This is a genomic window from Variovorax brevis, from assembly GCF_030317105.1.
Lineage (GTDB): Bacteria > Pseudomonadota > Gammaproteobacteria > Burkholderiales > Burkholderiaceae_C > Variovorax > Variovorax brevis.
This window is the reverse complement of sequence record NZ_JASZYG010000001.1, coordinates 532,903-557,904: the sequence shown is the minus strand read 5'-3', so window position 1 is coordinate 557,904 and position 25,002 is coordinate 532,903. Positions and strand designations below refer to the sequence as shown.

The following is a 25,002-nucleotide window of genomic DNA, read 5'->3' as shown; positions in this document are numbered from 1 at the left end:
CCCGCCGTCCCACCTCGTTATTTCATACAGGAGATTTCTATGAGCCGCATTGGCGATTGGATGCAAGAGTCTGCGCACGACGTTCGTGTCGCAGCCGAATCGGATGTGGTCGTTGTCGGCGGTGGTCCCGCCGGCCAGGCCGCGGCACTGGCCGCTGCACGCAACGGTGCCAGCGTAACGCTGCTGGAGCGCTACAACCACCTGGGCGGCCTCGCTTCGGGCGGCATGGTGCTGGTGCTCGACGACATGTGGGACAGCCACCAGAAAGAGATCTCGGTGCGCGGCATCTGCATGGAGATGATCGAGCGCATGGCCTCGCACGGCCTGGCCGAATACCCCAAGCAGCACGAGTGGGGCACCCTGCCCGAATCCGTGCGCCGCTGGAAGCGCTGGGGCACCTTCGACTTCCACAGCAAGGAAAAGCCGCACCCCATCTGCTTTGCCGCCGCCTTCGACCCGGACGCGTTCAAGCGCGCGTCGCTGGAGATGGTGCAGGAAGCCGGCATCAACCTGCGCCTGCACTCGTGGTTCTCGCGCACGCTGGTGGAAGAGGGCAAGGTCAAGGGCGTGGTCTGCGAAACCAAGGGCGGCCGTGAAGCCATCCTGGGCAAGGTCGTGATCGACACCACTGGCGACCTGGACGTGGCCGCATCGGCCGGCGCACCGCACATCAGCGGTGCCTACATCGTGACGACGGTCTTCCGCCTGGGCGGCGTCGACACCGAGGAGGCCGAGCGCTTCGAATACGAAGAGCCCGCCGCCTTCATGGCGATCGACCGCGAAGTCAAGCACATGCTCGGCGGCGCGTGGGACAGCTGGTGGCTCAAGACGCCGCTGCCGGGCGTCGTGTGGTGCAACTGCCCGCACATGGCGGGACTGGACGGCCTGAAGGTGGCCGACCTGACGCGCGCTGAAATCCAGGGCCGCAACACCATCCACAAGGTGATCGAGTTCATCCGCGGCAAGCTGCCGGGCTTCAAGAACTGCTACATGATCGACATGGCGCCGCAGACCGGCATCCGCCAGACGCGTCTGCTCGAAGGCGAGTACGTCATGTCGAAGGAAGACGTGGCCCAGCGCACCCGCTTCGAAGACAGCGTGGCGCGTGGCCGCGACTACTACTACCCCTACCGCACGCTGGTGCCGCGCAGTGTGGAGAACCTGCTGGTGGCAGGTCGCCACTACTCATCGACGTCGGCAGCGCAGAAGATCTCCCGCGAGATCCCGCCCTGCATGGCGATGGGCGAGGCCACCGGCACCGCTGCAGCGCTGGCACTCGACGCAGGCGTGTCGGTGCGCAACGTCGACATCGGCAAGCTGCAGCGCGTGTTGCGCGCCCAGGGCGCCGATCCTGGCGACCAGAAGGGTCCGAACGCCGACGTGCCCGAGATCGCCCGATCGTTCGCAGAGGCCGCGTGATGTCGACAGCACAACAAACCCTGCCGCTCGCCGGCATCCGCGTCATCGACTTCACGCAGGTGATGATGGGCCCCGTCTGCACGCAGATGCTGGCCGACCACGGCGCCGACGTGATCAAGATCGAGCGCAAGGGCGCGGGCGACCTGAGCCGCTCGACCTTCGCACCGGTCGCTGGTCATGACAACCCGATCTTCTGCAGCCTGAACCGCAACAAGCGCAGCGTTGAAATCGACCTGCGCGACCCGGCGCAGGTGGACCTGGTGAAGGCGCTGATCGCCGATGCCGACGTGGTCACCAACAACTTCCGCGCTGGCGTGATGGAGCGACTGGGCCTGGGCTACGAGGATTGCAAGCGGCTGAACCCGCGCATCATCTACGCCGTGGGCACCGGCTTTGGCGAGACGGGACCGTATTCGCACAAGGGCGGGCAGGACGTTCTGGCGCAAGCGCTGACGGGCGTGATGGCGCGGCGCGCGGATGCGTCGATTCCGATTTCCATCTACCCGACGGCACTGGCCGACTACACGGCGGGCATGCACATGGTGCAGGGCATCCTGTTCGCGCTGCTGCAACGCGAACGCACCGGCGAAGGCCAGAAGGTGGCTGTCTCCCTCTACAACTCCATGCTGGCCATGCAGATGCAGGAGGCCGCGATGATCATGATGGAGGACTCCGAGGTCAACTGGGCTGCGATGCCGCTGTCGGGCGTGTTCGAGACGCAAACGGGCGCGCTGGTGCTGGTGGGCGCATTCAAGCAGCATCCGCTGCGCGACATCTGCACGGCGCTGGAAATCGACGACCTGTCGCAAGACCCGCGCTTTGCCGACCTGCAGGCGCAGTTCAAGCACAAGGCTGAACTGCACGCCATCTTCCGCGAGCGTTTTGCCAGCAACACGCAGGAATACTGGCTGACGCGTCTCGAAGAACAAGACTTGCTCTCGGCCGCCGTGCGCGACATGCGCGAGGCGCTGGTCGATCCGCAGACCCTGCACAACCAGATGATCCTGGAAGGCGGAGACGCCGGCGGGCGGCCATACAAGTTCGTCGCCAGCCCGATCCAGATGTCCGGCGCCACGACGGGCATTCGCCGCGAGCCGCCGCGGCTCGGGCAGCACACGGAAGAAGTGCTGGCCGAAGCCCGCGCACTGGTCGAGGTGGTGACCGTATGAGCGTGATCTACGAAGTCGCAAACAACGTCGCAACCGTCACCATCGACCGGCCCGACGTGCTCAACGCCGTCGACCTGCCGACGGAGGCGGAGCTGATCCGCATCTGGGAAGACATCGAAAAGCGCGACGACGTGCGCGTCGTGGTGCTCACCGGCACGGGCGAGCGTTCGTTCTGCGCCGGCGCCGACCTCAAGAACACCTCGAACCTCAAGGGCGTGGAGTACTGGGCCGCGTCGCGTCCGGGCGGCTTCGGCGGCATCGCGCTGCGCGAGACGCTCAACGTGCCGGTCATCGCCAAGGTCAACGGCTTTGCGCTCGGCGGCGGCTTCGAGATGGTGCTGGGCTGCGACCTGGTCGTGGCCTGCGAAGAGGCGAGCTTCGGCCTGCCCGAGCCGCTGGTGGGCCGGCTTCCGCTGGACGGCGGCATGCTCCTGCTGCAACGCCAGATTCCTTATCGCCAGGCGATGGGCATGATGCTCACCGGCCAGCGCATCAAGGCCAAGCGCGCGCTGGAAATGGGCCTCATCAACGAGGTCGTTGCGCGTGTGGAACTCGACGGCGCAGTCGACCGCTGGGTGCAACAGTTGCTCGCCTGCGCGCCGCTGTCGCTCAAGGCCATCAAGCAGGTGGTGCGCCAGACGGCCCAGCTCTCGCCATCGCAGGCCCACGGCATGCGCCTGCCCGCGCTGGTGGATGCCTTGCGGTCCGAGGATTCGAACGAAGGCGTGCTCGCGTTCCAGCAGAAACGCAAGCCGGTCTGGAAGGGCCGCTGAGCGGCACGCACGGTCAACCAGGGGTTCATGCCATGGCACACGTCATCACCACGGCCTGCATCGACTGCAAGGACGGTGCCTGCGTGCCCGTCTGCCCGGTCGATTGCATCTACGAAGGCGCGCGCACTCTGTACATTCACCCCGATGAATGCATCGACTGCGGCGTTTGCGTGTCGGCCTGTCCGGTACAGGCCATCTACGAAGAGTTTCGGCTGCCGCCCGAAATGGCCCACTACACGGCGATCAATCGCGAGTTCTTCGAGGTCAGCGCACTGGGTTCGCCCGGCGGGGCGGAAGGCCGCCGCGTGCCTTGCGACCACCCGGCCATCGGGCGCGAAATCCCCATTGCCAAAGCTGCATGAAGGCGCATCTTCAGGGAGGAGGGCTGCCTGATGCACGCCAGTGTCCTGAAGTACTTCATCGAGGTGGCGAGCTGCGGCTCCGTCCGCAAGGCCTCGGAGCGGCTCTATGTGGCCGCGAGCGCCGTCAACCGGCAGATCCACAAGCTGGAAGACGAACTGGGCGTGGAGCTGTTCGACCGGCTGCCCACCGGCTTGCGCCTGAACCCTGCCGGCGAGCGTTTGCTCAAGCACGCCCAGGAAACGCTGCACCAGTTCCAGGTGATGCGCACCGAACTCGATGCGCTCAAGGGCGAGCGCACCGGCCACGTCAAGGTCGCGGCGATGGACTCCTTCTTCGAGGAGATGCTCCCGTCCGCGGTCGAGGAGTTTTTGCAGATCTTCCCTGCGGTGACGTACACCATCACCTCGATCCAGCCGATGGAAGTGCCGCAACTGGTGATGTCGGGGCAGGTGGACGTGGGGCTGTCTTTCGTGAGCCGCCTGCCGGGTGGCGTGACGGCCGTGAGCCTGGCGCGCCTGCCCATCGGGCTGGTGATGCCGCCGGGTCATCCATTGGCCAAGAACGCCAGCGTGTCCCTGAAGGAGTGCGCCAAGTACCCCTTCCTGCGATCGAGCTCGTACCCGGTGCTGAGCGGTTCGCTCTCGCCGGAGTTCGCCGCCTTCTGGGACGACATGGAGCCTGCCGCGACCTGCAATTCCACGCCGCTGCTCAAGCGCCTCATCATGGGCGGCAAGGGCATCTCGTGCTTTTCGAAGATCGCCTTCATCGAGGAGCTCAAGCGCGGCGAATTGCTGTGGCGGCCCTTCGAACTGCCGGTGCTCAACGACCTGCACGTGGGAATCATCGTGCCGACGCAGCGCGTGCTGCCGCACGTCACGCAGAACTTCGTCGGGCGCATGGCCCGGCGCCTTTCTCAACTCGAAGCCACAGCCGCTGCGCTCTGACTCGCTGCATGGCGGTGGCTTCTTTTTCTTCAACGCACAGGAAAGACAAACCGACATGAACGATCTGAAGAACAAGGCCGTATTGATCACGGGCGCCAGCAGCGGCATCGGCGCTGCCGTGGCGCGTGAACTGGGCGCCGCCGGCGCGCGCGTCGCGGTGCACTACCGCGGCAGCCGAAGCGAGGCCGAAGGCGTGGCGCGCGACGTGGAAGCCGCTGGCGGCAAGGCCTTGCTCGTGCAGGCCGACGTCACGGACACGGCCAGCGTCGACCGCATGGTCAACACCGTGCACGAGGCTTTCGGGCGCATCGACGTGCTCATCAACAACGCGGGCGGATTCGTCAAGCGTTCGCCCATCGTGGATGCGGACGACGACTACATCGAGGCGGTGTTCCGCCTGAACGCGCGTTCGGTCGTCGCGGTGAGTCGGCGTGTGATTCCGCTGATGTCGGCCGGCGGCGGCGGCACCATCATCAACGTGACTTCGCAGGCCGCGCGCACGGGCGGTGGACCGGGTGCGGGCTTGTATGCCGCCTGCAAGGGTTTCATCTCGACCATCACGCGCACGATGGCCAAGGAACTGGTCAAGGACAAGATCCGCGTCAACGCGGTGGCGCCGGGCGTCATCGAAACGCCGTTCCATGACGGGCATTCCAGCGCCGAGGTGCTGAAGAACTTTGCCAATGCGATCCCCATGGGCCGCCTGGGCACGGCGCAGGAATGCACCGGCGCCTTCCTGTTCCTGGCCAGCGAATCGGCCAGCGGCTACGTGACGGGGCAGGTGATCGAGGTGAACGGCGGGCAGATCATGCCCTGACGGTGGCCCACCTCCCCACGGTTGGCGTTGACTTGCGAGGGGCGGCAGGGCATCGTTCGAATCCCTGAAGCGTTCACGGGTCACCGGACCCTTGCGTCACTCAACGGAAGGAGCGGGCGATGAACAGCACCCTGGGATGGGGATTGATCGGCGCCAGCACGATCGCGACCGAATGGATGATCAACGCCATTCGCGCGCAACCGGGCCACGAGATCGTCGGGGTGCTGAGCAGCGACCCTGCACGCGGGGCGGCGTTCGCGGAACGCCACGGCATTGCGTCCTCGACGACTTCGCTGGACGAACTGCTGGCCCGTCCCGATGTGGGTGCCGTCTACATCAGCACCACCAACGAACTGCATGCGCCGCAGGCCATCGCCGCCGCGCGCGCCGGCAAGCATGTGCTGTGCGAAAAGCCTTTGGCACTGACGCTGCAAGACGCGCGTGCCATCGTGGACGCCTGCCACGCCGCGGGCGTGGTGCTGGGCACCAACCACCATCTGCGCAACGCCGCGGCGCACCAGGCAATCCGGCAACTGGTGCGCGAAGGCTCCATCGGCCAGCCCTTGTTCGCCCGCGTTTTTCACGCGGTACAGCTCCCCGAACACCTGCAAGGCTGGCGCGTGCATAAGCCCGACGCCGGTGGCGGCGTGGTCCTGGACATCACCGTGCATGACGCCGACACCTTGCGCTTCATCCTCGACGCGGAACCGGTCGAAGTTGTGGCAATGACACAGGGCAGCGGTCCGGTGGAAGACGGGGTCATGGCCGTGCTGCGCTTCGACAACGGCGTGCTCGCGCAACTGCACGACGCCTTCAACGTGGCCTACGCCGGCACCGGCATCGAGATCCACGGCACGTCCGGATCGATCATCGGCCGCGACGTGATGACGCAGGCGCCCATTGGCCAGGTGATGCTGCGTACGCAGGACGGGGAGCGCGAGGTGTTGCTCGCGCCACGAGACCTCTACACGCATTCCCTGGCGGAATTTGCGCAGGCGGTTCGCGGCAACGGCGCACCGTCGGCATCGGGCGAAGACGGCATTCGCTCGCTGGCTGCCGCGCTGGCCGTGCTGGAGGCCTCGCGCACCGGGCAGCGCACGGCGGTGCCCATCGTGTGAACGCAGTTGCGGCAACCGCATGCCGCGCGTTAGGCTCGCGGTTTCAACCTGACCGGGAAAATCCAGCGTGCCCACCACCCACATCCTTGCGATGGCCAATGCGCAGCCGATGTTCATCGAGCTGCTGACCTCTCCAACCTACACCGTGCACCGTCAGGCGGACGCCGACTTCGCAACAGTTGCGCCGCAGATCCGCGCCATTGCCGCCGGTGGCGAATCGAAGATCGACGCCGCTTTGCAGGCGCAGTTGCCCGCGCTCGAAATCATCTCGGTGATGGGCGTGGGCTACGACGGCATCGACGTGGCGGCCGCCAAGGCCAAGGGCGCCGTGGTCACGCACACGCCCAACGTGCTCAACGACGACGTGGCCGATCTCGCCATGGCCTTGATGCTGGCGTGGGCGCGGCAGATTCCCAAAGCCGATCAGTTCATCCGCAACGAGAAGTGGCTCAAAGGCGGGCTTCCGCTCGGCCGCAAGGTGTCCGGCGCGCGCCTGGGCATCGTGGGCATGGGCCGCATCGGCCAAGCCATCGGCAAGCGCGCCGAGGCCTTTGGGATGAGCATTGCCTACACCTCGCGCAGCGCCAAGGATGGCGTGGCCTACGCCTACGTGCCCAGCGCGGCGGCACTGGCGGCGCAGAGCGACTTTCTCGTCATCATCACGCCCGGCGGCGCGGCCACGCGCAAGCTGATCGATGCGGAAGTACTCAAGGCGCTGGGGCCGCAAGGATGCGTCGTCAACGTGGCGCGCGGGTCGGTCATCGACGAGACGGCGCTCATCGAGGCGTTGCGCAGCGGCACCATCGCAGGCGCCGCGCTCGACGTGTTTGAAAACGAGCCCAATGTGCCGCAAGCACTGCGCGAAATGGACAACGTGGTGCTCTCGCCGCACATCGGCAGCGCGACCACCGGCACGCGCCGTGCAATGGCAGAACTGGCGCTTTCGAACCTGACGGCGCATCTGGCCGGTCAGCCCCTGCCAACGCCCGTGCCCGAATGCCAGTGAGGGTGGCCGGCGTCGGAGCGACATGCGTCGCGGTCGTCACGACGATGTCGCCAAAGTAAGCGCGGCGCCCCTGTCGGATACGGCTGGATGCAGGGGGCCTCGCCCCCTATGGCAAACTTCGCGCCTTTATCCGATTTGCGCCGTCGCACCCTGCGGCGGCACGTGCCCAGGGCTTCGTTTCAGACATGCAGAAAATCATTCGCCAGATCGCCGCCGAGATCAAAGTCGGCGAGCACCAGGTGAAAGCCGCCGTCGACCTGCTCGATGGCGGATCCACGGTTCCTTTCATCGCCCGTTATCGCAAAGAAGCCACTGACGGGCTCGACGACATCCAGTTGCGCGAACTCGAGGCGCGCCTGGGCTACCTGCGCGAGCTGGAAGACCGCCGCGCCGCGGTGCTCAAGAGCATCGAGGAGCAGGGCAAGCTCACGCCTGAACTTCGCGCCGCCATCGAATTCGCGCCGACCAAGCAGGAACTGGAAGACCTCTATTTGCCCTACAAGCCCAAGCGCCGCACCAAGGGCCAGATGGCGCGCGAGGCCGGGATCGAGCCGCTGGCGGACAAGCTGTTTGCCGACCCTTCGCTCAACCCGCAGGAAGAGGCGGCAGCCTTCGTGAAGCCCGCCGCCGACGGTCTGGATTTCTCGACCGTGCAACTGGTGCTCGATGGCGTGCGCGACATCCTCTCCGAGCGGTGGGCCGAAGACGCAGCGCTGGTGCAACGGTTGCGCGAATGGCTGTGGGCCGAGGGCCTGTTCAAGTCCAGCCTGATGGCCGGCAAGGACGAGAACAATGCAGACGTCTCGAAATTCCGCGACTACTTCGACTACGACGAACCCATCGGCCGCGTGCCTTCGCACCGTGCGCTGGCGGTGTTCCGTGGCCGTGCGCTCGAAATCCTCGACGCCAAGCTGGTGTTGCCCGTCGAACCCGAACCCGGAAAGCCCAGCATCGCCGAAGGCAAGATTGCGCTGCACCTCGGTTGGAGCCACGCCGGCCGTCCGTCCGATGACCTGATCCGCAAGTGCGTCGCCTGGACCTGGCGTGTGAAGCTGAGCCTTTCGTCCGAGCGCGACCTGTTCACGCGCCTGCGCGAGGAGGCCGAGAAGGTCGCCATCAAGGTGTTCGCCGACAACCTGCGCGACCTGCTGCTCGCGGCGCCGGCCGGCCCGCGTGTCGTCATGGGCTTGGACCCCGGCATCCGCACCGGCGTGAAAGTCGCTGTGGTCGATTCCACCGGCAAGCTGGTCGAAACCGCCACCGTCTTCCCGCACGAACCGCGCAAGGACTGGGAAGGCTCGCTGCACACCCTCGGCAAGCTGTGCGCCAAGCACGGCGTGAACCTGATCGCGATCGGCAACGGCACCGCCAGCCGCGAGACTGACAAGCTAGCCGCCGACCTCATCAAGCTGCTCGCCAAGATGGCCGCGCAAGCCGGCGCGCCGGAAATGAAGGTCGACAAGGTGGTGGTGAGCGAGGCGGGCGCCTCGGTGTATTCCGCCAGCGAGTTCGCCTCGCAGGAAATGCCCGATGTGGACGTGAGCCTGCGCGGCGCCGCGAGCATTGCGCGCCGCCTGCAAGACCCGCTGGCCGAACTGGTCAAGATCGACCCCAAGAGCATCGGCGTCGGCCAGTACCAGCACGACGTGAACCAGAGCGAACTGGCGCGGACATTGCATGCCGTGGTCGAAGATTGCGTCAACTCCGTGGGCGTCGACTTGAACACTGCCAGCGTTCCCTTGCTCTCCCGCGTGTCGGGCCTGTCGGCCAGCGTGGCAAAGGCGGTCGTGCGCTGGCGCGAGGCGCATGGCGCGTTTGCGAGCAGGCAACAGTTGCTCGACGTGAGCGGTTTCGGCGCCAAGACCTTCGAGCAGAGCGCGGGCTTCCTGCGCGTTCGCGGCGGCACCAACCCGCTGGACCAATCGGGCGTGCACCCGGAAACCTATCCGGTGGTCGAGAAGATCATCAGCACCACTGGCAAACCGATCGCTGAACTGATGGGCCGCGCCGAGATGCTCAAGACGCTGCGCCCCGAACTCTTCGCCAACGAGAAGTTCGGCGTCATCACCGTCAAGGACATCCTGGGCGAGCTGGAAAAGCCGGGCCGGGATCCGCGCCCCGACTTCAAGGTGGCGCGCTTCAACGACGGCGTGGAAGACATCAAGGACCTCGTCGAAGGCATGGTGCTCGAAGGCACGGTGAGCAACGTCGCGCAGTTCGGTGCCTTCATCGACCTCGGCGTGCACCAGGACGGACTTGTGCACGTCAGCCAACTGAGCCACAAGTTCGTCAACGACGCGCGCGAGGTCGTCAAGACCGGCGACATCGTCAAGGTCAAGGTGATGGAAGTGGACGTGGCGCGTAAGCGCATCGGCTTGTCGATGAAGCTGGACGCGGCACCCGCGCGCCGCGACGGCCCGCGCGACAACCGCTTCGAAGGGGCAGGGCGCGGACAGCAAGCGCGCCGCGACAACGCGCCCGCGCCGTCGAGCCAGATGGCGAACGCCTTCGCCAAGCTGCAGGGCCTGCGCAAGTAACTGCATGAAGCGCCAGCGAACGTCATGGCCAACGCCAGCGCGATGAAAGCGCTGCGCGTCTACGCCGGCCCACTCGCGCGCAAGCACATCGCCGAAAACGGGCTGCGTCCGCAGGACGTGCGCGTCGTGCCCGGTGCCGCGGGCGGACCCAAGGGCTTGATCCTGGGGCCGATCGATCGCTTCCTGTTCGGCGAGTGGCTTACCCAATCGAGCCAGCCCGTGCATCTGGTGGGCGCCTCCATCGGTGCGTGGCGCTTGGCCAATGCCTGCCTGGACGACTCGATCACCGCGTTCAAGGACTTCGAGCACGGCTATGTGCACCAGCATTTCGAAGTGCCACCGGGACAGAAGCGCCTGACCGCCCGGCAGGTGAGCGCACAGTTCGGCGACGGGCTGCGGCAGTTCTACGGCGGCCGCATCGCGCAGGTGCTCCGGCATCCGCGCTACAAGCTGCACGTCATCACTTCGCGCGGTCGGCACATCCTGGGCCGCGAAGGGTCGGCGCGCACGCCCTTCGGTTACCTGGGCGCTTTCATCACCAACAGCGTGCGCCGCAAGAGCCTGGGCGCGTGGCTGGAGCGCGTCGTGTTCTCGACGCCGGGCGCGGCGTTGCCGTTCTCAACCAACGATTTCCGCTCGCGGCAAGTGGCGCTGAGCGAAACGAACTTCGAAGCGGCATTGCAAGCCTCGTGCTCGATTCCCTTCATGCTCGAAGCCGTGCACGACATCCCCGGCGCGCCACCCGGAGCGTACTGGGACGGCGGCATCACGGACTACCACCTGCACCTGGACTACAACAACGACGACGGCGTTGTGCTCTATCCGCACTTCCAGAAGGCGGTGGTGCCGGGCTGGCTCGACAAGGGATTGAAGTGGCGCCATCAGTCAACCTCTTTCCTGGACCGCATGGTGGTGCTGGCGCCTGATGCCGAATGGGTGCGAACGCTCCCCAACGGCAAGCTGCCGGACCGCACCGATTTCACCCGCTACGGCAACGACGGCCCGGCGCGCTCGAAGGTGTGGGCCAAGGCCACGGCTGAGTCGGAGCGCCTGGCCGATGAGTTCGCGCAGTGGCTGCACAGTGGCAACGAGCGCGAAGTCTTGCCCCTGTAGCCCTCCGATCTCGCTACATTCGGCGCATGTCCAATCGCGTCGCGCCACCGGCGGAGGCCCTGAAAAATGAACCTGACCCGCATCATCGGCCTCATCCTGATCGTCGCCGGCATTGCCGCGATCGGCACCGGCGGCTTCAGCTTCACCAAGGAAACGCACCGCGCCAAGATCGGCCCGATCGAGCTGTCCGTCGATGAAAAGCAGGATGTCCGCTTTCCGACCTGGGCCAGTGTTGCGGTGATCGTGGTGGGCGGGGCGTTGCTGGTGTTCGGCGGCAAGAAGTAGGGTCGGTGTTCGCGCGCCGGTCCGAAGCGCCGCTGCAGGGCTACTTCGGGCCGAGATTCACACCACCGATGCGTCTGACGATGAAGGCGCCACGAACACGTGCGCCCGGGCTAGCGCCACAGGCGCATCGGGGCTCGTTTGCCAGCAACGAATGCCGATCGCCGCAATGCGCCTGCCGATGCGATGCACCTCGCATTGCGCGTACAGGTCCACCGCGCGGGCGGAAGACAGGTAGTCGATCGAGAAGTCCACCAGCTTGGGCGGGACTACCTCGTCCATCTGCGTGTAAGTCGTGGCCAGCGCTGCGGCCTCCATGAAGCCCGCGACGACGCCGCCATGGATGGCCGGCAAGGCAGGGTTGCCCACCAGTCGCGCATGGAAGGGCAGGTGGAACAGCGGCGCCTCTTCCGCAGCGTTGTCTGCCAGCACGATGCCCAGGTACTGTGCGTACGGCATCAATTGCAGCGTCGCGACGATGCGCTCGCGCGTCACGGGCAGGTCGTTCGTGTCGCGCTCGCTCATGGCACGTTTCCGGTCAATGCGGACGGATGCGGTGTCGAACTCGACGACAGCATGAACGTCGCGACGACATTGGCTGCGAGCTTCGATTGCGGACCGCAAAGCAGTTCGCAGCGCGCGAAGGCGATCGACTGGGTCATGCGGTACACCTCGGCGACGGCCACGAGATCGGCGTCCATGGTTGCCGGCGAGAAATGGTCGATGCGCATGTCCAGCGTCGCGATGGGCACGAACTGCCCAAGCGAGCGCAGCACGGCCAGGCCGCAGGCCGAATCGGCGAGGCTGAACAGCACGCCGTTGAAGAAGAAGGCGCCGCCGCGGTCACCGGACAAATGCGGCTGTGGCGGCAGTCGCATGCGCGTCTTGCCATCCGGCGACGCGTCTTCGAACACCATGCCGATGTCCAGGGAATGGGGAATGCGCGAGGAGAAACCACGCGCCAGTGCTTCGATCGAGGTCGAGCTCGTCTTGGTGTTGATCACGTCAGGCAAAGTCCTGCTCGTTCAGTTCAATGGGCTGGCCATGCGGCGTCCGGTCGGCCGCATGGTCCCACGCATCGCGGTAACGCGCGAGTTCGCTCGAACTGCTCGCGCCCTTGCGTGCGACCAGCGTTTCCAGCGTGGCAAGCCAGTGGTGGTAGTAGGTGTCGCCCTTGTCGGCGTCGCCCGCGGCCTGCGCCGAGGCGATCTGTGCGGCAAGTGCTTCGGCCCATTCGGGCCATGTGAAAAGGCCGCGCTGGTGCAGCGTCACGGCCATGGCGAAGGCGTGCGCTTCCCACGGCTCGCGAAACACCGGCTCGCCGTCGGCGATGGGCATGCCTTCGAAGTGCGGCGTGGCCTGGGTCATGCGTTCTCCAGGTAGCTTTCCCAGGCGTCGACCGACACCTGGAGGCCGGGCTGCGCGTCGGCACCCCATAACTCGTTGCCCTCGAAGACAACCGTGTAGAGCCACTGCGGCTGCTCGCCCAAACCTTGCGCATGGGTGTCAGCAAACACGTGCATGCCATGCAGGTGCTCGATGGTGCCGACTTTGCCTTGCACGTAGCCGGGCAGACGGGTGTGATGCTCGACGTGGCCGGCACGCGTACGTACGCGCTGACCGACTGCGAATCGAGCCGGCGCATTGCTCGCTCGTTCGGTCGAAGAGCCCTTGGCGAGGGCTGCTGGGACGTCGGCGGCCTTCAGCACGCGATGGACCTTGAGCGGCGCATGCAGCGCGTGGCCGGCGTCGAGTTCATCCGGTTGAACCTGGCCGCGTTCCAGCATGAGCTTTTCGAGTGCGGCAAACCAGATCTGGTAGTAGCTCAATCGCGCATAGGCCGGCAAGGTCTCGCGTGCGCTGCGGCTCGCGTCGATGTTCCACGAACCCGTGGCGCCCATCGCCAGCGTGAGGGCGAGCACGCGCGGTTCCCAGTCCGCATGAAAGAGATCGTCCTCATGCTCGGGCACGATGGCGCCGGGCATGTCCTTGCCGCCCAGGTCCGCATGGGAGATGTAGGTCATGCCGTCACCTCCGGCGTGCGTGCGAGTCCGGCGCCGATCATCGAGTCGCGCGTCACCAGCTCGGCGAGATCTTCCTCGCTCCAGCCTTCGGTGCCCGCGGGGCGCCGGGGAATGACGAGGTAGCGCACTTCAGCCGTCGAGTCCCACACGCGGATGGCGGTGGATTCCGGCAAGCGCACGCCGAACTCGGCCAGCACGCCGCGCGGGTCCTTCACGGCGCGCGAGCGATAGGGCGCGCTCTTGTACCAGGCAGGAGGCAGGCCCAGCACCGGCCAGGGGTAGCAACTGCACAGCGTGCAGACCACCATGTTGTGCTGCGTCCCGGTGTTGACGACAGCCACCATGTGCTCACCCTGGCGGCCGGTGAAGCCCATCGAGGCGATGGCGGCTGTCGCGTCCCTTTGCAACCACTCCAGGAATTCCGGATTCGCCCACGCCTTCGCAACCACGCGCGCGCCGTTGCGGGGGCCGATTTTCGTCTGGTAGGTGTCGATGAGGACATCGAGCGCAGCCGGGTCGATGTAGCCCTTTTCGGTCAACACCGACTCGAGCGCGCGGACCCGCAGGTCCATCTCGCCGAGTTCGCTGTGGTCGTCAGGATGATCGTGGTCGTGGTGATCGTGTGCCATGCCTGCATGCTAGCGCGTAGCGGCCGATCGCATGGGCAAACCCTGAGGGGCGTGAGCTGCCTCGCCTTTGAGAATGGGTGAATTCCAACGAGAGACGCCGTCAATGCCTTCCAGCCTTTCCCGCCGCACATTCAGCCTTTCAGCCGCCGCTGCGGCGGTGTCGATTGCAGCGCCTTCGATCGCGCAATCCGCGTGGCCGAACAAGCCGATCCGCATCGTCGTGCCGTACACGCCCGGCGGTTTCACCGACCAGATGGCGCGGCTCGTGCAGCCGGGATTGCAGGCGCGCCTGGGGCAGTCGGTGATCATCGACAACAAGCCCGGCGCGAACAGCCTGATCGGTGTCGATGCAGTCGCCAAGGCGCCGCCCGACGGGAGCACGTTCGGCGTCGTGATCGCGGCGTACGCGGCCAACACCACGCTCTATCCAAAGCTGCCTTATGACCCTGCAAAGGATCTCGTTGGCGTCTCGCTGATGGGCGTGTCGCCGTTGCTCGCCGCCATCAACAACGATGCACCCTTCAAGAACGCGAAAGAACTGATCGACTATGCGCGCGCCAACCCCGGCAAGATCAGTTTCGGATCATCCGGCAACGGCTCGGCGGCGCATCTCACGACGGAACTGTGGAAGTCGCTCACGCGCACCTACATGATCCACATTCCGTACCGCGGCGCGGTGCCGGCGTTGACCGACCTGCTCGGCGGGCAGATCCAGCTTTTCTTCGATGCGCCCACCGGGCTCATCAACCAGGGCAAGGCGGGAAAGATTCGCCTGATCGGCGTGGCCAGCGATCGACGTCTTCCGGCCGTGCCGGACGTGCCTACCTTCATCGAGCAAGGCTTCCCCGGATTCACGGGCAGCACGTGGGCCGGCATGCTCGCGCCCGCGGGTACGCCGCGCGACATCGTCAAGCGCATGTCGGAAGAAGTGGCGCGCATCATCAAGTCCGACGACACGCGCGCCAAACTCGAGGCGATGGGCACCTTTCCTTCAGGCAGTACGCCCGAAGAATTCGATGCGTTCATCGCCAGCGAAACGCGCAAGTGGGGAGACGTGATCCGAACGGCGGGGGTGAAGGCCGAATAGGCCTGCGAAACGCAGCTGCGCGGACCGGCTGGCGTTGCAACAACGCCAGAAGTTCGAAGCCTACTTGGGCAACATCTGCCCGCGAATTTCGCCGGCGGCGTTGGCAGCCGTGTGGATGTTGGCGTACCACTTGCCGGCCATCAGGTCGGCGGCTTGGGCGGGCGTGAGCGTGACCTGTCCTTCGATGGGGCTGGCAGGATTGGCAAAGGGCACCGCGACGCCGGCATTGGCACCTGCCGCGGCAGGACCGTGGAAATGCGCCGCCGTGGCCGGTCCGCTCAAACCGGAATAGGTGATCTTGTACTTGAGGACGTTGGTGTCCTTGTTGAGCCATGCCTCCGCCGTGCCGCTGCCACGCGTCATGTTGGGCGGTACCTCGCTCGACGCATTCATCGCGCCGCTGAAGCTGGCCGTGTTCGATGAGCCCATCATCCCGCAGCCCGCCAAGGCAATGGCAGCGACGCCGGCAGCAAGGGAAGCACGCAAGACAGTGCCGTATCGGTTCATGGTGTTGACTCCTTCGTTCCAGAGTCGCCCAGCATAGGCTTGTTGCGTCCGAACGTCATGTCGGCCATCGCCGCGACTTCCGCCGGTGCGTGAAGGTCCGGAATCAGCGCTACATCGACGCGTCCAGCATCTCCCGATAGTCCTCGCGCGTCGCCAGGCGCGGGTTCGTCTTGTGGCAATGGTCGGCCATGGCGCCATCGATGATCTTCCCGTAGAGATCCTTCGTGACGCCGACTTCGGCCAGGCCCTTGGGCAAGCCCAGGCGTGCGTTCATCTCGCGGATCGCGGCGCCGATGTCGCCTGCTGAATCGAGATGCATCGCCTGCGCCATGCGCTGCAGGCGTTGGTCTTTCTGCACCGATTCGGCACCGGAGTTGAAGTGGATCACCGCCGGCAGGAAGAGGGCGTTGAGCGTGCCGTGATGCAAGCGCGGATCGACCCCGCCCAGGCTGTGGCTGAGCGAATGCACGCAGCCCAGGCCCTTCTGGAAGGCCATGGCGCCCTGCATCGACGCGCTCATGAGGTTGAGCCGCGCCTCGCGGTCCTGCCCATTTTTCGTGGCACGCTCGATGTGGCCCCACGCGCGCTCCAGTCCGTCGAGCGCGATGCCGTCGGCCGGTGGATTGAAGGCGGCCGACATGAAGGTCTCCATGCAGTGCGCAATCGCGTCCATACCGGTGGCGGCGGTCAATCGCGCGGGCAAGCCGAACGTCAGCTCCGGATCGCAGATCGCGGCCTTGGGCATCAGGAACCAGCTGTGAAAGCCCAGCTTGCGGTGATCGTCCACGATGATGATCGCGCCGCGCGCCACTTCGCTGCCGGTGCCGCTGGTGGTCGGCACGGCGATGAGCGGCGCCACGCGATCGGTGATCTTCGGCGAGCCGCCTTCAATGGTGGCGTAGGTGGTCAGGGGCCCTTCGTGCGTCGCGGCGATGGCCACGCCCTTGGCGCAATCGATGGCCGATCCGCCGCCCACGGCGACCAGCCCGTCGCAACGCTGCGTGCGATACACCTCCACGGCGGCACGCACGGCGGCTTCCGTCGGATTGGACGGCGTCTGGTCGAACACAGCGACTTGCAGATCCCCCAGTGCATCGAGCGCCTTTTGCAAGATGCCCGCCGCGCGCACGCCCGCGTCGGTGACGATGAGCGGCCTGTTGATTCCGATGCGCGCGCACTCGCTGCTGAGCAGCTTGATCGCGCCGAAGTCGAACTGGATCTGGGTGAGGTATTGAATGAGCGCCATGTGGGTTTCGTGGTGACCGTTACGATGCGAGCCGCCCAATCTAACAAAGTGGACCTTGCAACGGACATGAATAAAACCCTTGTGACGGCACACGTCCGTCCCCAGAGCGACAGGGCAGCCGGATGAACGCGCCCGCCCTCACGCCCAAGATGGCCGGCGTGGTCGACCGCATGGCCCGCGCGGGCCATCCACCGCTGTACGAACTCACGCCCGAGCAAGCCAGGGCAGCGTATGAAAAAGGCGCTGGCGTGCTCGAAGTGCCCAAGCCCGCGTTGCCCCGCGTGGAAGACCTGCGCCTTCCGGCACGTGACGGCTTCGCGCTGCCCGCGCGCCTGTACGCGCCCTCGCACGAGCGACTCCCGCTGCTGATGTATTTCCACGGCGGGGGCTTCACCATCGGCAGCATCACGACGCACGACACGCTATGCCGCGTGCTCAGCCAACTGGCGGGCTGCGCGGTGATCTCCACCGACTACCGCCTCGCGCCGCAGCACAAGTTTCCGACCGCGTCCAACGATGCGTGGGACGCGTTGCAGCACGTCGCGGGGCAGGGCGATGCGCTGGGGCTCGACACCACGCGCCTGGCCGTGGGCGGCGACAGCGCAGGGGGCACGCTGGCCGCCGTCAGCGCCATCATGGCGCGTGATGCCGGTCTGCCACTCGCGCTGCAATTGCTCTTCTACCCCGGCACGACAGCGCACCAGGACACGCCGTCGCACCAAACGCTTGGCGACGCGCCTGTGCTGTCGGCAGCCCACATCAACTACTTCTTCGCGCAGTACGTCAACGAGCGGTCCGACCGCGACGACTGGCGCTTCGCACCACTCAACGCCGACGACGTCGACGGCGTGGCGCCGGCGAGGATCGGCCTGGCCGAAGTCGATCCGCTCGTGGACGAAGGCATCGCCTATGCCGACAAGCTTCGCGCGGCGGGTGTCCAGGTCGACCTCGAGATCTATCGCGGCGTGACCCACGAGTTCATCAAGATGGGCCGCGCCATTCCCGAAGCCTTGCAAGCACATGCCGATGCGGCGCGTGCCCTGAAGCAAGCCCTTTTTCCCTGATGCTCAAAGCCATGAAAAAAGCAGATTTCCGTTTCTTCCATCGCCTGCGCGTTCGCTGGGCCGAAGTCGACATGCAGAAGATCGTCTTCAACGCGAACTACCTGATGTACTTCGACACCGCCGTCGCCGACTACTGGCGCGCGCTCGCCATGCCTTATGAAGAGTCGATGCTGGCGCTGGGCGGCGACCTGTATGCGCGCAAGGCGACCATCGAATTCAATGCATCCGCGTTGTTCGACGACATGCTCGACGTCGGCATGCGCTGCGTGCGTATCGGCAATTCGTCGATCCTGTTCGAAGGCGGTCTGTTCCGTGGCGATCAATTGCTGGTGTCGACCGAGCTGGTCTACGTCTTCGCCGACCCCGCCACGCAGACCTCCAAACCGGTGCCGCCCTTGCTGCGCGAGTGGCTCGAAGCCTATGAGCGCGGCGATGCGGTCTGCACGCTCGAAGCCGGCGATTGGGCCACGCTGGGCGAAGGCGCCGGCGCACTTCGGCGCGACGTGTTCATCGAAGAGCAGCGCGTACCGGCCGACATGGAATGGGACGAACACGACGCCGTCGCGGTGCACGGCGTCGCGCGCAACCGCCTCGGCAAGGTCATCGCGACAGGCCGCCTCGTGTCAGAAGCGCCCGGCATTGCCCGCATCGGCCGCATGGCGGTGCACCGTGCGATGCGCGGCGGCGGGCATGGCGCGGCAGTGCTTCGCTTGCTCGAAGACGCCGCCCGTGCGCGCGGCGACCGCGAAGTGACGCTCCACGCCCAGCAGAGCGCGCAGAAGTTTTATGACCGCCTGGGCTACACGCCAAGCGGCGCGCCTTTCGAGGAGGCGGGAATTGTCCATATCGAGATGAAGAAGTTGCTATGAGTTGCCGCATGGATTTAAACCCGCAGTCTGAGTCCGCCTCAGGAATAGGCATGGATAATTAGAATTGTGAATATTTCCGCAATTAACATTGGCTGAAACCGCATCAAGGAATTTTCCCTGCCTACTTGAATACGATTCCTGCACCCGCCAATTAACTAACGTGATCCAATTCATTCATTGGTTGTCACACAAAGAGCGAGCAAGAGGGTCGGGTTAGAAAAACAAGATACCGGCACAATGATCCCGTCAGGGACGCCGGGAGGAAACCTTCCCCGGGAACGCAAGTTCCCGGGGATTTTTTTTGCCCGCAACTATTTCACGAATTGGCGCTGGACGGCGCCACAAGGAAATCGCCCACGCACACTCGGAAATCTTTGAGCCGCACAGTGGACAGGGCTTGCATTCAATTGTGTCCCGAAAGTTTCTAATACACATATGGCGCCGACTGTCACTGACAGTGCAGTGTGACCCCGAACCAAAACGGGTCCTCCTGCAATACGGCATCAATTGACTGCGGTGAATTCCGCGCCAATTCAGGCGCAAAAACCACTGCACTTATTCATCTGTATTAATAGGCGGACACTTTGAACAAGTCACACAAGACCATCTGGAACGAATCCTTGGGCGCATGGGTCGCGACATCGGAACTGACGAATGCCAAGGGCAAGCGCAGCAAGTCCGGCTCCCTCGTGAGCAATGTCGTCGGTGGCACCCGTCGCCTGATGGCGCTGAGCGGCGCTGCGACGTTGATGTTCATGGCTTTCCCGAGTGAAGCGACTGTCTGGAATCAGGCCTCGAACAGCTGCACGCCCACCGCTGGCAGCGTGGGTCCGGACGGTGTGGTCAGCTATGGCGCGACCACCGGCATGGGCACGGACGGTTCCAACAACTACTCATCGGTGCTGGGCTGTAACGCCAGCGGCGCCGGCCTCGCGGGCGTCACCGTGCTGGGCTCCTGGGCCCAGGCCACCGGCAAGGGTGCAGTCGCCACCGGCATGGGTTCTTCCGCGGGTGTGTACGGATCGGCGTACGGCCTGCAATCCCTGGCAAGCGGCAATTCCAGCACCGCATTGGGCTACAACGCCACTGCGTCCGGACAAGCGGCGACGGCTATCGGCGGGTCGGGTACCACGGCCGCGGGCCAAGGCGTTCTGGCTTCGGCTGTCGGCTCGGTCGCCATCGGCGGCGACAACGTGCGCGGTGCGCAAGCAACCGGCATCCGCTCGGCTGCCATCGGCTCGCAGGCCACCGCATCCGGCCAGAACTCCCTGGCCATGGGCAACCAGTCCAGCGCGCTCATGACCAACGCCACGGCCATCGGAACCAACAGTTCGGCATCGGGCCTGAACTCCGTCTCCCTGGGCGCCGTCTCGACGGCCAGCGGCGCTTCCAGTGCGGCAATGGGCTTTGGCAGCATCGCCAGCGGGGACGCCAGCCTTGCGCTGGGCAATTCCTCCAAGGCCCAGTATGCGTCCAGCGTGGCCCTCGGCGCGGCCAGCGCGACCGGGGCAGCCGCACCCACCGGCACGGGCTACATGACCGACTCCGCCGCCCCGACCGCCGAGGTTTCGGTGAGCGGCGCAACGGTCAAGCGCCGCATCACCAACGTGGTGGACGGCGCGGCACCGCAGGACGCGGTGACGGTGGCCCAGTTGAGCACCAGCAACACCAGCCTGTCGACCAGCATCGGCTCGCTGTCGACCTCGACTTCCACTGGCCTCAGCACCGCGATGACGAACATCTCTTCGCTGTGGACCGACCTGAACGCACTGAGCGTAGAGGCCGACAAGCAGGGCCAGACCACGGCGGCAGCCCTGGGCGGCGGCGCGGCGTACAACCCGACGACCGGCGCCATCAGCGCACCGGCCTACACCGTCTACAACGCCGACGGCACGACCGGCACGGCCAGCGACGTGGGCGCAGCACTTGCGAGCATGAACGCGAAGGGCGTCAAGTATTTCCACGCCAACAGCACCGGTGCGGACAGCAAGGCGACGGGCGCCAACAGCGTGGCGATCGGCCAGTCGGCGGTCGCCAGCAACGCCAATGACGTGGCGCTGGGCACGGGCTCGACCAGCTCGGCCGTGCACACCGGCAATACCACGCTGATGGGCGCCACTGCGGCCGGCATCGCAAGCGCAGCTTCCGGCGTCGTCAGCGTCGGCCAGGCCGGCGCCGAGCGCCAGATCCAGAACGTCGCTGCCGGCGTGATCTCGGCCACCAGCACGGACGCGGTCAACGGCTCGCAACTCAACGGCGTCAGCACGGCTTTCGCGTCGCTGTCGACCACGACCTCGAGCCTGCAAGTGGCCACCAATTCGATGTCCACCAGCGTCGGCAACATCCAGACGACCGTCAGCTCGATGTCCACGACCGTAGGCACGATGGCTTCGGCCGTCAGCAGCCTCTCGACGGTGCAGGGTTCGGTCTCGACCAGCCTGAACAGCTTGTCGACGAGCAATGCGAACCTGTCCACCGGCCTGACGTCGCTGTCGACCGCCACGGCTTCGAGCATCGGTTCGCTCTCGACTTCCACCTCCACCGGTTTGAGCAACGTCGCCTCCAGCGTCGGTTCGCTCTCGACCGCCACCGCTTCGCGCATCGACAGCCTCTCGACCTCCACGTCGACGGGCCTGGGCAATGTCGCCAGCAGCGTGACTTCGCTGTCGACGGCGACGGCTTCGGGCATCGGTTCGCTCTCGACCTCTGCATCGACCGGCCTGGCCAACGTGGCGAGCAGCGTGAATTCGCTGTCGACCTCCACGTCTTCCAGCATCGCGACGCTGTCGACCTCGACCTCCACGGGCCTGGCCAACGTGACGGCCATGACCAACCAGACGGGCCAGACGGCAGCCGCAGCCCTGGGCGGCGGCGCGACCTATGACCCGATCACGGGCAAGATCAACGCACCGGCCTACACGACGTACAACGCCGACGGCTCGACGACCCTGGTCTCGAACGTGGGCGACGCGCTGAACAGCATCAACACGAAGGGCATCAAGTACTTCCACGCCAACTCGGTGGGCGCGGACAGCGTGGCGTCCGGCGTGGACAGTGTGGCCATCGGCCCGAACGCAGTCGCCACCCACAACAAGTCGGTCGCCATCGGCGCCGGCGCGCAGACCTCTGCCGCTGTCGGCGTGAGCTCGGCCACGGTGGGCGACACCACTTTCGGTTCGTTTGCAGGCGGCACGCCGGTGGGCAGCTTCAGCGTGGGCGCGGCGGGCGTCGAACGCCAGATCCACAACGTGGCCGCAGGCCGCATCACGAATTCGAGCACCGACGCCATCAACGGCAGCCAGCTCTATCAAGTGGCCAGCAACCTGGACAAGGCCAACGGCGAACTCGGCTCGCTGAGCACCTCCATGTCCACCGGCATGGGCAGCCTGTCGACCAGCCTCGATTCGCTGTCGACGTCCACGTCGACGGGCCTGACGACGGTGTCGAGCGGCCTGAACTCGCTGTCCACCTCGACGGCGTCGAGCATCGGTTCGCTCTCCAGCTCGGCCTCCACCGGCCTGGGCAACCTGGCCAGCAACCTGAACTCGCTCTCGACGTCCACGGGCCTGGCCATCGACAGGCTCTCGACCTCGACCTCCACGGGCATCGCCCGCCTGGATTCGACGACGGGCGAGCTGGGCCAATCGACGGCCGCGGCCCTGGGTGGCGGCGCCACGTATGACCCGGTGACCGGCAAGATCAACGCGCCTTCGTACACCACGTACAACGCCGACGGCACGACCGGCTCGGCAACCAACGTGGGCGACGCGCTGAACAGCATCAACACCAAGGGCATCAAGTATTTCCACGCCAACTCGACGGCAGCCGACAGCATCGCCAGCGGCGCGGACAGCGTGGCCATCGGCCCGAATGCGGTCGCCAGCCATGACAAGTCGGTCGCCATCGGCGCCGGTTCGCAAACGCAGAAAGCCGTGGCCGTGAGCGGCGCGACGGTGGGCAACCTGAGCGGCTTCGCAGGCAGCACGCCGGCCGGCAGCTTCAGCGTGGGCGCGCTCGGTGCCGAGCGCCAGGTCCAGAACGTGGCTGCCGGCCAGGTGACGGTTTCGAGCACGGACGCCATCAACGGCAGCCAGCTTTATCAAGTGGCCAGCGGCCTGGAAAAGGCAACCGGCGACCTCGGTTCGCTGAGCGCTTCCATGTCCACCGGCTTCGGCAGCCTGTCGACCAGCATCGGATCGCTGTCGACGTCCACGTCGACGGGCCTGAGCGCCATGTCGGACAACCTGAACTCGCTGTCGACCTCGACCTCGACGGGCCTGGCCACCGTGCAAGCCTCCAGCGACAAGCAAGGCGAAACGACGGCTGCAGCCCTGGGCGGCGGCGCGACGTACGACGCGGCAACGGGCGCCATCAGCGCACCGGCCTACACGGTGTACAACGCCGACGGCTCGACCAGCACGGCGAGCAACGTGGGCGATGCCATCGATGCGATCAACACGAAGGGCATCAAGTACTTCCACGCCAACTCGACCGCTGCGGATAGCATCGCCTACGGCATGGACAGCGTGGCCATCGGCCCGAACGCCTACGCAGGCCATGACAACTCGGTCGCCATCGGCGCCAATTCCCGCACACGCCTGGCAACGGCCGTGACCACCGCACAGGTTGGCACCGCGACCTACGACTCGTTCGCTGGCAGCGCGCCGGTTGGCAGCTTCAGCGTGGGCGACGTGGGCAAGGAACGCCAGGTGCAGAACGTTGCCGCGGGCCAGCTCGACGCATCGAGCACCGATGCGGTCAACGGCAGCCAGCTGTTCCAGGTGGCGAACAACCTCGACAAGACCGCTGGCGACCTGGGCTCGCTGACGAGTAACGTCGGCAGCCTGTCGACCGGCCTCGCTTCGCTCTCGACCTCGACCGCTGAAAGCGTCGGCAGCCTGTCGACCGGTTTGGGCAACCTCACCACGCGTGTCGATGGCCTCGAAGGCAGCCTCGGCCAGTTGACGACCACCGTCGGCGACATGAACACAGGCCTCAGCTCGCTCTCGACGACGGTGTTGTCGATCTCGGGTGGCGTCGTTGAAATGACGGCAAGCCTGAGCACGACCAACGGCAAGGTCGAATCCATCGGCGCCGGCGTGGCAGCCAGCATGGGTGGCGGCGCCAGCTACGACGCATCGACCGGTACGTGGTCAGCGCCGAGCTACACCGTGCACAACGCGGACGGATCGACCTCGCAAGTCAACAACGTGGGCGATGCCATCAACAGCATCAACACGAAGGGCACGAAGTACTTCCATGCGAACTCCACGCTGGACGATTCCTCGGCCACGGGCAGCAACGCAGTGGCGATCGGCCCGCAGTCGGTTGCCAGCGGCGCCAGCGCGGTGGCCATGGGCCACGGCGCCCAGGCTTTGAGCACCAACGCGGTTGCCATCGGCACCAACGCGGCGGTCTCGGGCTCGCAGGGAACGGCACTGGGCTTCGGCGCCAACGTGCAGTCCAACGGCGGCGTGGCGATCGGCGCGGGTTCGGTGGCAACGCGTGAAGCGGGTGTCGCGGGCTATGTGGCCAAGGGTGCGACCCAATCGCAAGCGGCCGCCGTGCAGGCAACGACCAGCACGAAGGGCGCCGTGTCCGTCGGCAGTGAAGGCGAAACGCGCCAGATCACCGGCGTGGCCGCAGGCTCGGAAGACACCGACGCAGCCAACGTGGCGCAGATCAAGGCGATCAATGGCGATGTGGCGCAAGTCAACAACCAGATCGGCAACCTGCAGAACCAGATCCAGGACGTGGCGCGCAGCGCGTATGCGGGTACGGCCATGAGCATGGCGATGGCGGGCACCTACATGCCTGACCTTGCGCCCGGCGAAAAGGCAGTGGGTGCGGGTCTTGGCAACTACAAGGGCAATACCGCCCTGGCCCTGAACTACAAGCAGATCGCCAAGGACGGCAAGATGGCCTGGGGTGCGGGCGTCTCGACGACCGGCCGGGAAGTTGGCGTCAACGCCGGCGTGGGCTGGAAGTGGAAGTAAGCCGATAAGCGGCTTGCCCGGTCGAGAAGGCCGGGCCCG

The 25,002-nt window shown here is 65.9% G+C and carries 22 protein-coding genes; 15 read left to right on the top strand and 7 right to left on the bottom strand.

The genetic code is table 11. The annotated features are described in order from the left end of the window. Window positions 1–39 precede the first annotated feature (39 nt). The 11 genes from QTI66_RS02310 to QTI66_RS02260 all read left to right on the top strand — a co-directional run bounded on the left by QTI66_RS02310 (window position 40) and on the right by QTI66_RS02260 (window position 11,544). The gene (locus tag QTI66_RS02310; protein WP_286557231.1) at window positions 40–1,419 is read left to right on the top strand and encodes an FAD-dependent oxidoreductase; all 1,380 of its coding nucleotides are present in this window, start codon (window positions 40–42) and stop codon (window positions 1,417–1,419) included. Beyond that, window positions 1,419–2,588, top strand: coding sequence for a CaiB/BaiF CoA transferase family protein (locus QTI66_RS02305; RefSeq protein WP_286557230.1), 1,170 nt, complete (start codon window positions 1,419–1,421; stop codon window positions 2,586–2,588). The genes QTI66_RS02310 and QTI66_RS02305 overlap by 1 nt, the downstream gene beginning before the upstream one ends. Further along, window positions 2,585–3,361, top strand: coding sequence for an enoyl-CoA hydratase-related protein (locus QTI66_RS02300; protein WP_286557228.1), 777 nt, complete (start codon window positions 2,585–2,587; stop codon window positions 3,359–3,361). Before QTI66_RS02305 ends, QTI66_RS02300 begins: the two co-directional genes overlap by 4 nt. A 32-nt stretch (window positions 3,362–3,393) precedes the next feature. After that, entirely contained in the window at window positions 3,394–3,723 is a 330-nt protein-coding gene (gene fdxA / locus QTI66_RS02295; protein WP_286557227.1) for a ferredoxin, read from the top strand. A 30-nt stretch (window positions 3,724–3,753) separates the two neighbouring features. After that, window positions 3,754–4,668, top strand: a complete 915-nt coding sequence (locus QTI66_RS02290) for a LysR family transcriptional regulator (protein ID WP_286557226.1) — start codon at window positions 3,754–3,756, stop codon at window positions 4,666–4,668. 55 nt (window positions 4,669–4,723) lie between these two features. Continuing rightward, window positions 4,724–5,485 (top strand): SDR family NAD(P)-dependent oxidoreductase, encoded by a 762-nt coding sequence (locus tag QTI66_RS02285; protein ID WP_286557225.1) that lies wholly within the window; start codon window positions 4,724–4,726, stop codon window positions 5,483–5,485. 119 nt (window positions 5,486–5,604) lie between these two features. Further along, window positions 5,605–6,603 carry a Gfo/Idh/MocA family protein gene (locus QTI66_RS02280; RefSeq protein WP_286557224.1) on the top strand — a complete coding sequence of 333 codons (999 nt, stop codon included), beginning with the start codon at window positions 5,605–5,607 and terminating at the stop codon, window positions 6,601–6,603. A gap of 67 nt (window positions 6,604–6,670) precedes the next feature. Then, window positions 6,671–7,609, top strand: a complete 939-nt coding sequence (locus QTI66_RS02275; RefSeq protein ID WP_286557223.1) for a 2-hydroxyacid dehydrogenase — start codon at window positions 6,671–6,673, stop codon at window positions 7,607–7,609. A 185-nt stretch (window positions 7,610–7,794) separates the two neighbouring features. Beyond that, window positions 7,795–10,146: a Tex family protein gene (locus QTI66_RS02270; protein WP_286557222.1), complete on the top strand. Its 2,352-nt coding sequence runs from the start codon at window positions 7,795–7,797 to the stop codon at window positions 10,144–10,146. A 42-nt stretch (window positions 10,147–10,188) separates the two neighbouring features. After that, window positions 10,189–11,259, top strand: a complete 1,071-nt coding sequence (locus tag QTI66_RS02265; RefSeq protein WP_286557798.1) for a patatin-like phospholipase family protein — start codon at window positions 10,189–10,191, stop codon at window positions 11,257–11,259. A 66-nt stretch (window positions 11,260–11,325) separates the two neighbouring features. Further along, on the top strand, window positions 11,326–11,544 hold the full coding sequence (locus tag QTI66_RS02260; RefSeq protein WP_286557221.1) for a hypothetical protein: 219 nt from the start codon (window positions 11,326–11,328) through the stop codon (window positions 11,542–11,544). 57 nt (window positions 11,545–11,601) lie between these two features. Here QTI66_RS02260 and QTI66_RS02255 read toward each other — a convergent pair whose 3' ends face one another. From QTI66_RS02255 to nthA, 5 genes are read right to left on the bottom strand one after another with little or no spacing between them, the layout of a single operon-like run. Then, on the bottom strand, window positions 11,602–12,066 hold the full coding sequence (locus QTI66_RS02255; RefSeq protein ID WP_286557220.1) for a PaaI family thioesterase: 465 nt from the start codon (window positions 12,064–12,066) through the stop codon (window positions 11,602–11,604). After that, window positions 12,063–12,545, bottom strand: coding sequence for a PaaI family thioesterase (locus tag QTI66_RS02250; RefSeq protein ID WP_286557219.1), 483 nt, complete (start codon window positions 12,543–12,545; stop codon window positions 12,063–12,065). The genes QTI66_RS02255 and QTI66_RS02250 overlap by 4 nt, the downstream gene beginning before the upstream one ends. Before the next feature lies 1 nt (window position 12,546). Further along, the gene (locus QTI66_RS02245) at window positions 12,547–12,909 is read right to left on the bottom strand and encodes a nitrile hydratase accessory protein (protein ID WP_286557217.1); all 363 of its coding nucleotides are present in this window, start codon (window positions 12,907–12,909) and stop codon (window positions 12,547–12,549) included. Further along, window positions 12,906–13,565: a nitrile hydratase subunit beta gene (nthB, locus tag QTI66_RS02240; RefSeq protein WP_286557216.1), complete on the bottom strand. Its 660-nt coding sequence runs from the start codon at window positions 13,563–13,565 to the stop codon at window positions 12,906–12,908. Before nthB ends, QTI66_RS02245 begins: the two co-directional genes overlap by 4 nt. After that, the gene (nthA, locus tag QTI66_RS02235; protein WP_286557215.1) at window positions 13,562–14,194 is read right to left on the bottom strand and encodes a nitrile hydratase subunit alpha; all 633 of its coding nucleotides are present in this window, start codon (window positions 14,192–14,194) and stop codon (window positions 13,562–13,564) included. Before nthA ends, nthB begins: the two co-directional genes overlap by 4 nt. A 103-nt stretch (window positions 14,195–14,297) precedes the next feature. Between nthA and QTI66_RS02230 the strand changes: the two genes are divergently transcribed. Continuing rightward, window positions 14,298–15,281: a tripartite tricarboxylate transporter substrate binding protein gene (locus QTI66_RS02230; protein ID WP_286557214.1), complete on the top strand. Its 984-nt coding sequence runs from the start codon at window positions 14,298–14,300 to the stop codon at window positions 15,279–15,281. A 60-nt stretch (window positions 15,282–15,341) separates the two neighbouring features. Here QTI66_RS02230 and QTI66_RS02225 read toward each other — a convergent pair whose 3' ends face one another. Next, window positions 15,342–15,788: a CHRD domain-containing protein gene (locus tag QTI66_RS02225; protein ID WP_286557213.1), complete on the bottom strand. Its 447-nt coding sequence runs from the start codon at window positions 15,786–15,788 to the stop codon at window positions 15,342–15,344. Between the two features lie 109 nt (window positions 15,789–15,897). Beyond that, window positions 15,898–17,034, bottom strand: a complete 1,137-nt coding sequence (gene gbd, locus QTI66_RS02220; protein WP_286557212.1) for a 4-hydroxybutyrate dehydrogenase — start codon at window positions 17,032–17,034, stop codon at window positions 15,898–15,900. 122 nt (window positions 17,035–17,156) lie between these two features. On the opposite strand from gbd, the gene QTI66_RS02215 reads away from it, so the two are divergent. The 3 genes from QTI66_RS02215 to QTI66_RS02205 all read left to right on the top strand — a co-directional run bounded on the left by QTI66_RS02215 (window position 17,157) and on the right by QTI66_RS02205 (window position 24,963). After that, the gene (locus tag QTI66_RS02215) at window positions 17,157–18,098 is read left to right on the top strand and encodes an alpha/beta hydrolase (RefSeq protein WP_286557211.1); all 942 of its coding nucleotides are present in this window, start codon (window positions 17,157–17,159) and stop codon (window positions 18,096–18,098) included. A gap of 11 nt (window positions 18,099–18,109) precedes the next feature. Then, window positions 18,110–18,967 carry a YbgC/FadM family acyl-CoA thioesterase gene (locus tag QTI66_RS02210; RefSeq protein ID WP_286557210.1) on the top strand — a complete coding sequence of 286 codons (858 nt, stop codon included), beginning with the start codon at window positions 18,110–18,112 and terminating at the stop codon, window positions 18,965–18,967. A gap of 584 nt (window positions 18,968–19,551) precedes the next feature. After that, window positions 19,552–24,963 (top strand): ESPR-type extended signal peptide-containing protein, encoded by a 5,412-nt coding sequence (locus tag QTI66_RS02205; RefSeq protein WP_286557209.1) that lies wholly within the window; start codon window positions 19,552–19,554, stop codon window positions 24,961–24,963. The last annotated feature ends 39 nt before the right edge of the window (window positions 24,964–25,002 follow it).

Bases quoted from the DNA above. Each gene is read 5' to 3' on its own strand.
- fdxA (WP_286557227.1), top strand. From the start codon at position 3,394: ATGGCACACGTCATCACCACGGCCTGCATCGACTGCAAGGACGGTGCC.
- QTI66_RS02270 (WP_286557222.1), top strand. From the start codon at position 7,795: ATGCAGAAAATCATTCGCCAGATCGCCGCCGAGATCAAAGTCGGCGAG.
- QTI66_RS02300 (WP_286557228.1), top strand. From the start codon at position 2,585: ATGAGCGTGATCTACGAAGTCGCAAACAACGTCGCAACCGTCACCATC.
- nthA (WP_286557215.1), bottom strand. From the start codon at position 14,194: ATGGCACACGATCACCACGACCACGATCATCCTGACGACCACAGCGAA.
- QTI66_RS02260 (WP_286557221.1), top strand. From the start codon at position 11,326: ATGAACCTGACCCGCATCATCGGCCTCATCCTGATCGTCGCCGGCATT.
- QTI66_RS02230 (WP_286557214.1), top strand. From the start codon at position 14,298: ATGCCTTCCAGCCTTTCCCGCCGCACATTCAGCCTTTCAGCCGCCGCT.
- QTI66_RS02280 (WP_286557224.1), top strand. From the start codon at position 5,605: ATGAACAGCACCCTGGGATGGGGATTGATCGGCGCCAGCACGATCGCG.
- QTI66_RS02215 (WP_286557211.1), top strand. From the start codon at position 17,157: ATGAACGCGCCCGCCCTCACGCCCAAGATGGCCGGCGTGGTCGACCGC.
- gbd (WP_286557212.1), bottom strand. From the start codon at position 17,034: ATGGCGCTCATTCAATACCTCACCCAGATCCAGTTCGACTTCGGCGCG.
- QTI66_RS02265 (WP_286557798.1), top strand. From the start codon at position 10,189: ATGAAAGCGCTGCGCGTCTACGCCGGCCCACTCGCGCGCAAGCACATC.
- QTI66_RS02310 (WP_286557231.1), top strand. From the start codon at position 40: ATGAGCCGCATTGGCGATTGGATGCAAGAGTCTGCGCACGACGTTCGT.
- QTI66_RS02255 (WP_286557220.1), bottom strand. From the start codon at position 12,066: ATGAGCGAGCGCGACACGAACGACCTGCCCGTGACGCGCGAGCGCATC.
- QTI66_RS02245 (WP_286557217.1), bottom strand. From the start codon at position 12,909: ATGACCCAGGCCACGCCGCACTTCGAAGGCATGCCCATCGCCGACGGC.
- QTI66_RS02305 (WP_286557230.1), top strand. From the start codon at position 1,419: ATGTCGACAGCACAACAAACCCTGCCGCTCGCCGGCATCCGCGTCATC.
- nthB (WP_286557216.1), bottom strand. From the start codon at position 13,565: ATGACCTACATCTCCCATGCGGACCTGGGCGGCAAGGACATGCCCGGC.
- QTI66_RS02290 (WP_286557226.1), top strand. From the start codon at position 3,754: ATGCACGCCAGTGTCCTGAAGTACTTCATCGAGGTGGCGAGCTGCGGC.
- QTI66_RS02225 (WP_286557213.1), bottom strand. From the start codon at position 15,788: ATGAACCGATACGGCACTGTCTTGCGTGCTTCCCTTGCTGCCGGCGTC.
- QTI66_RS02285 (WP_286557225.1), top strand. From the start codon at position 4,724: ATGAACGATCTGAAGAACAAGGCCGTATTGATCACGGGCGCCAGCAGC.
- QTI66_RS02210 (WP_286557210.1), top strand. From the start codon at position 18,110: ATGAAAAAAGCAGATTTCCGTTTCTTCCATCGCCTGCGCGTTCGCTGG.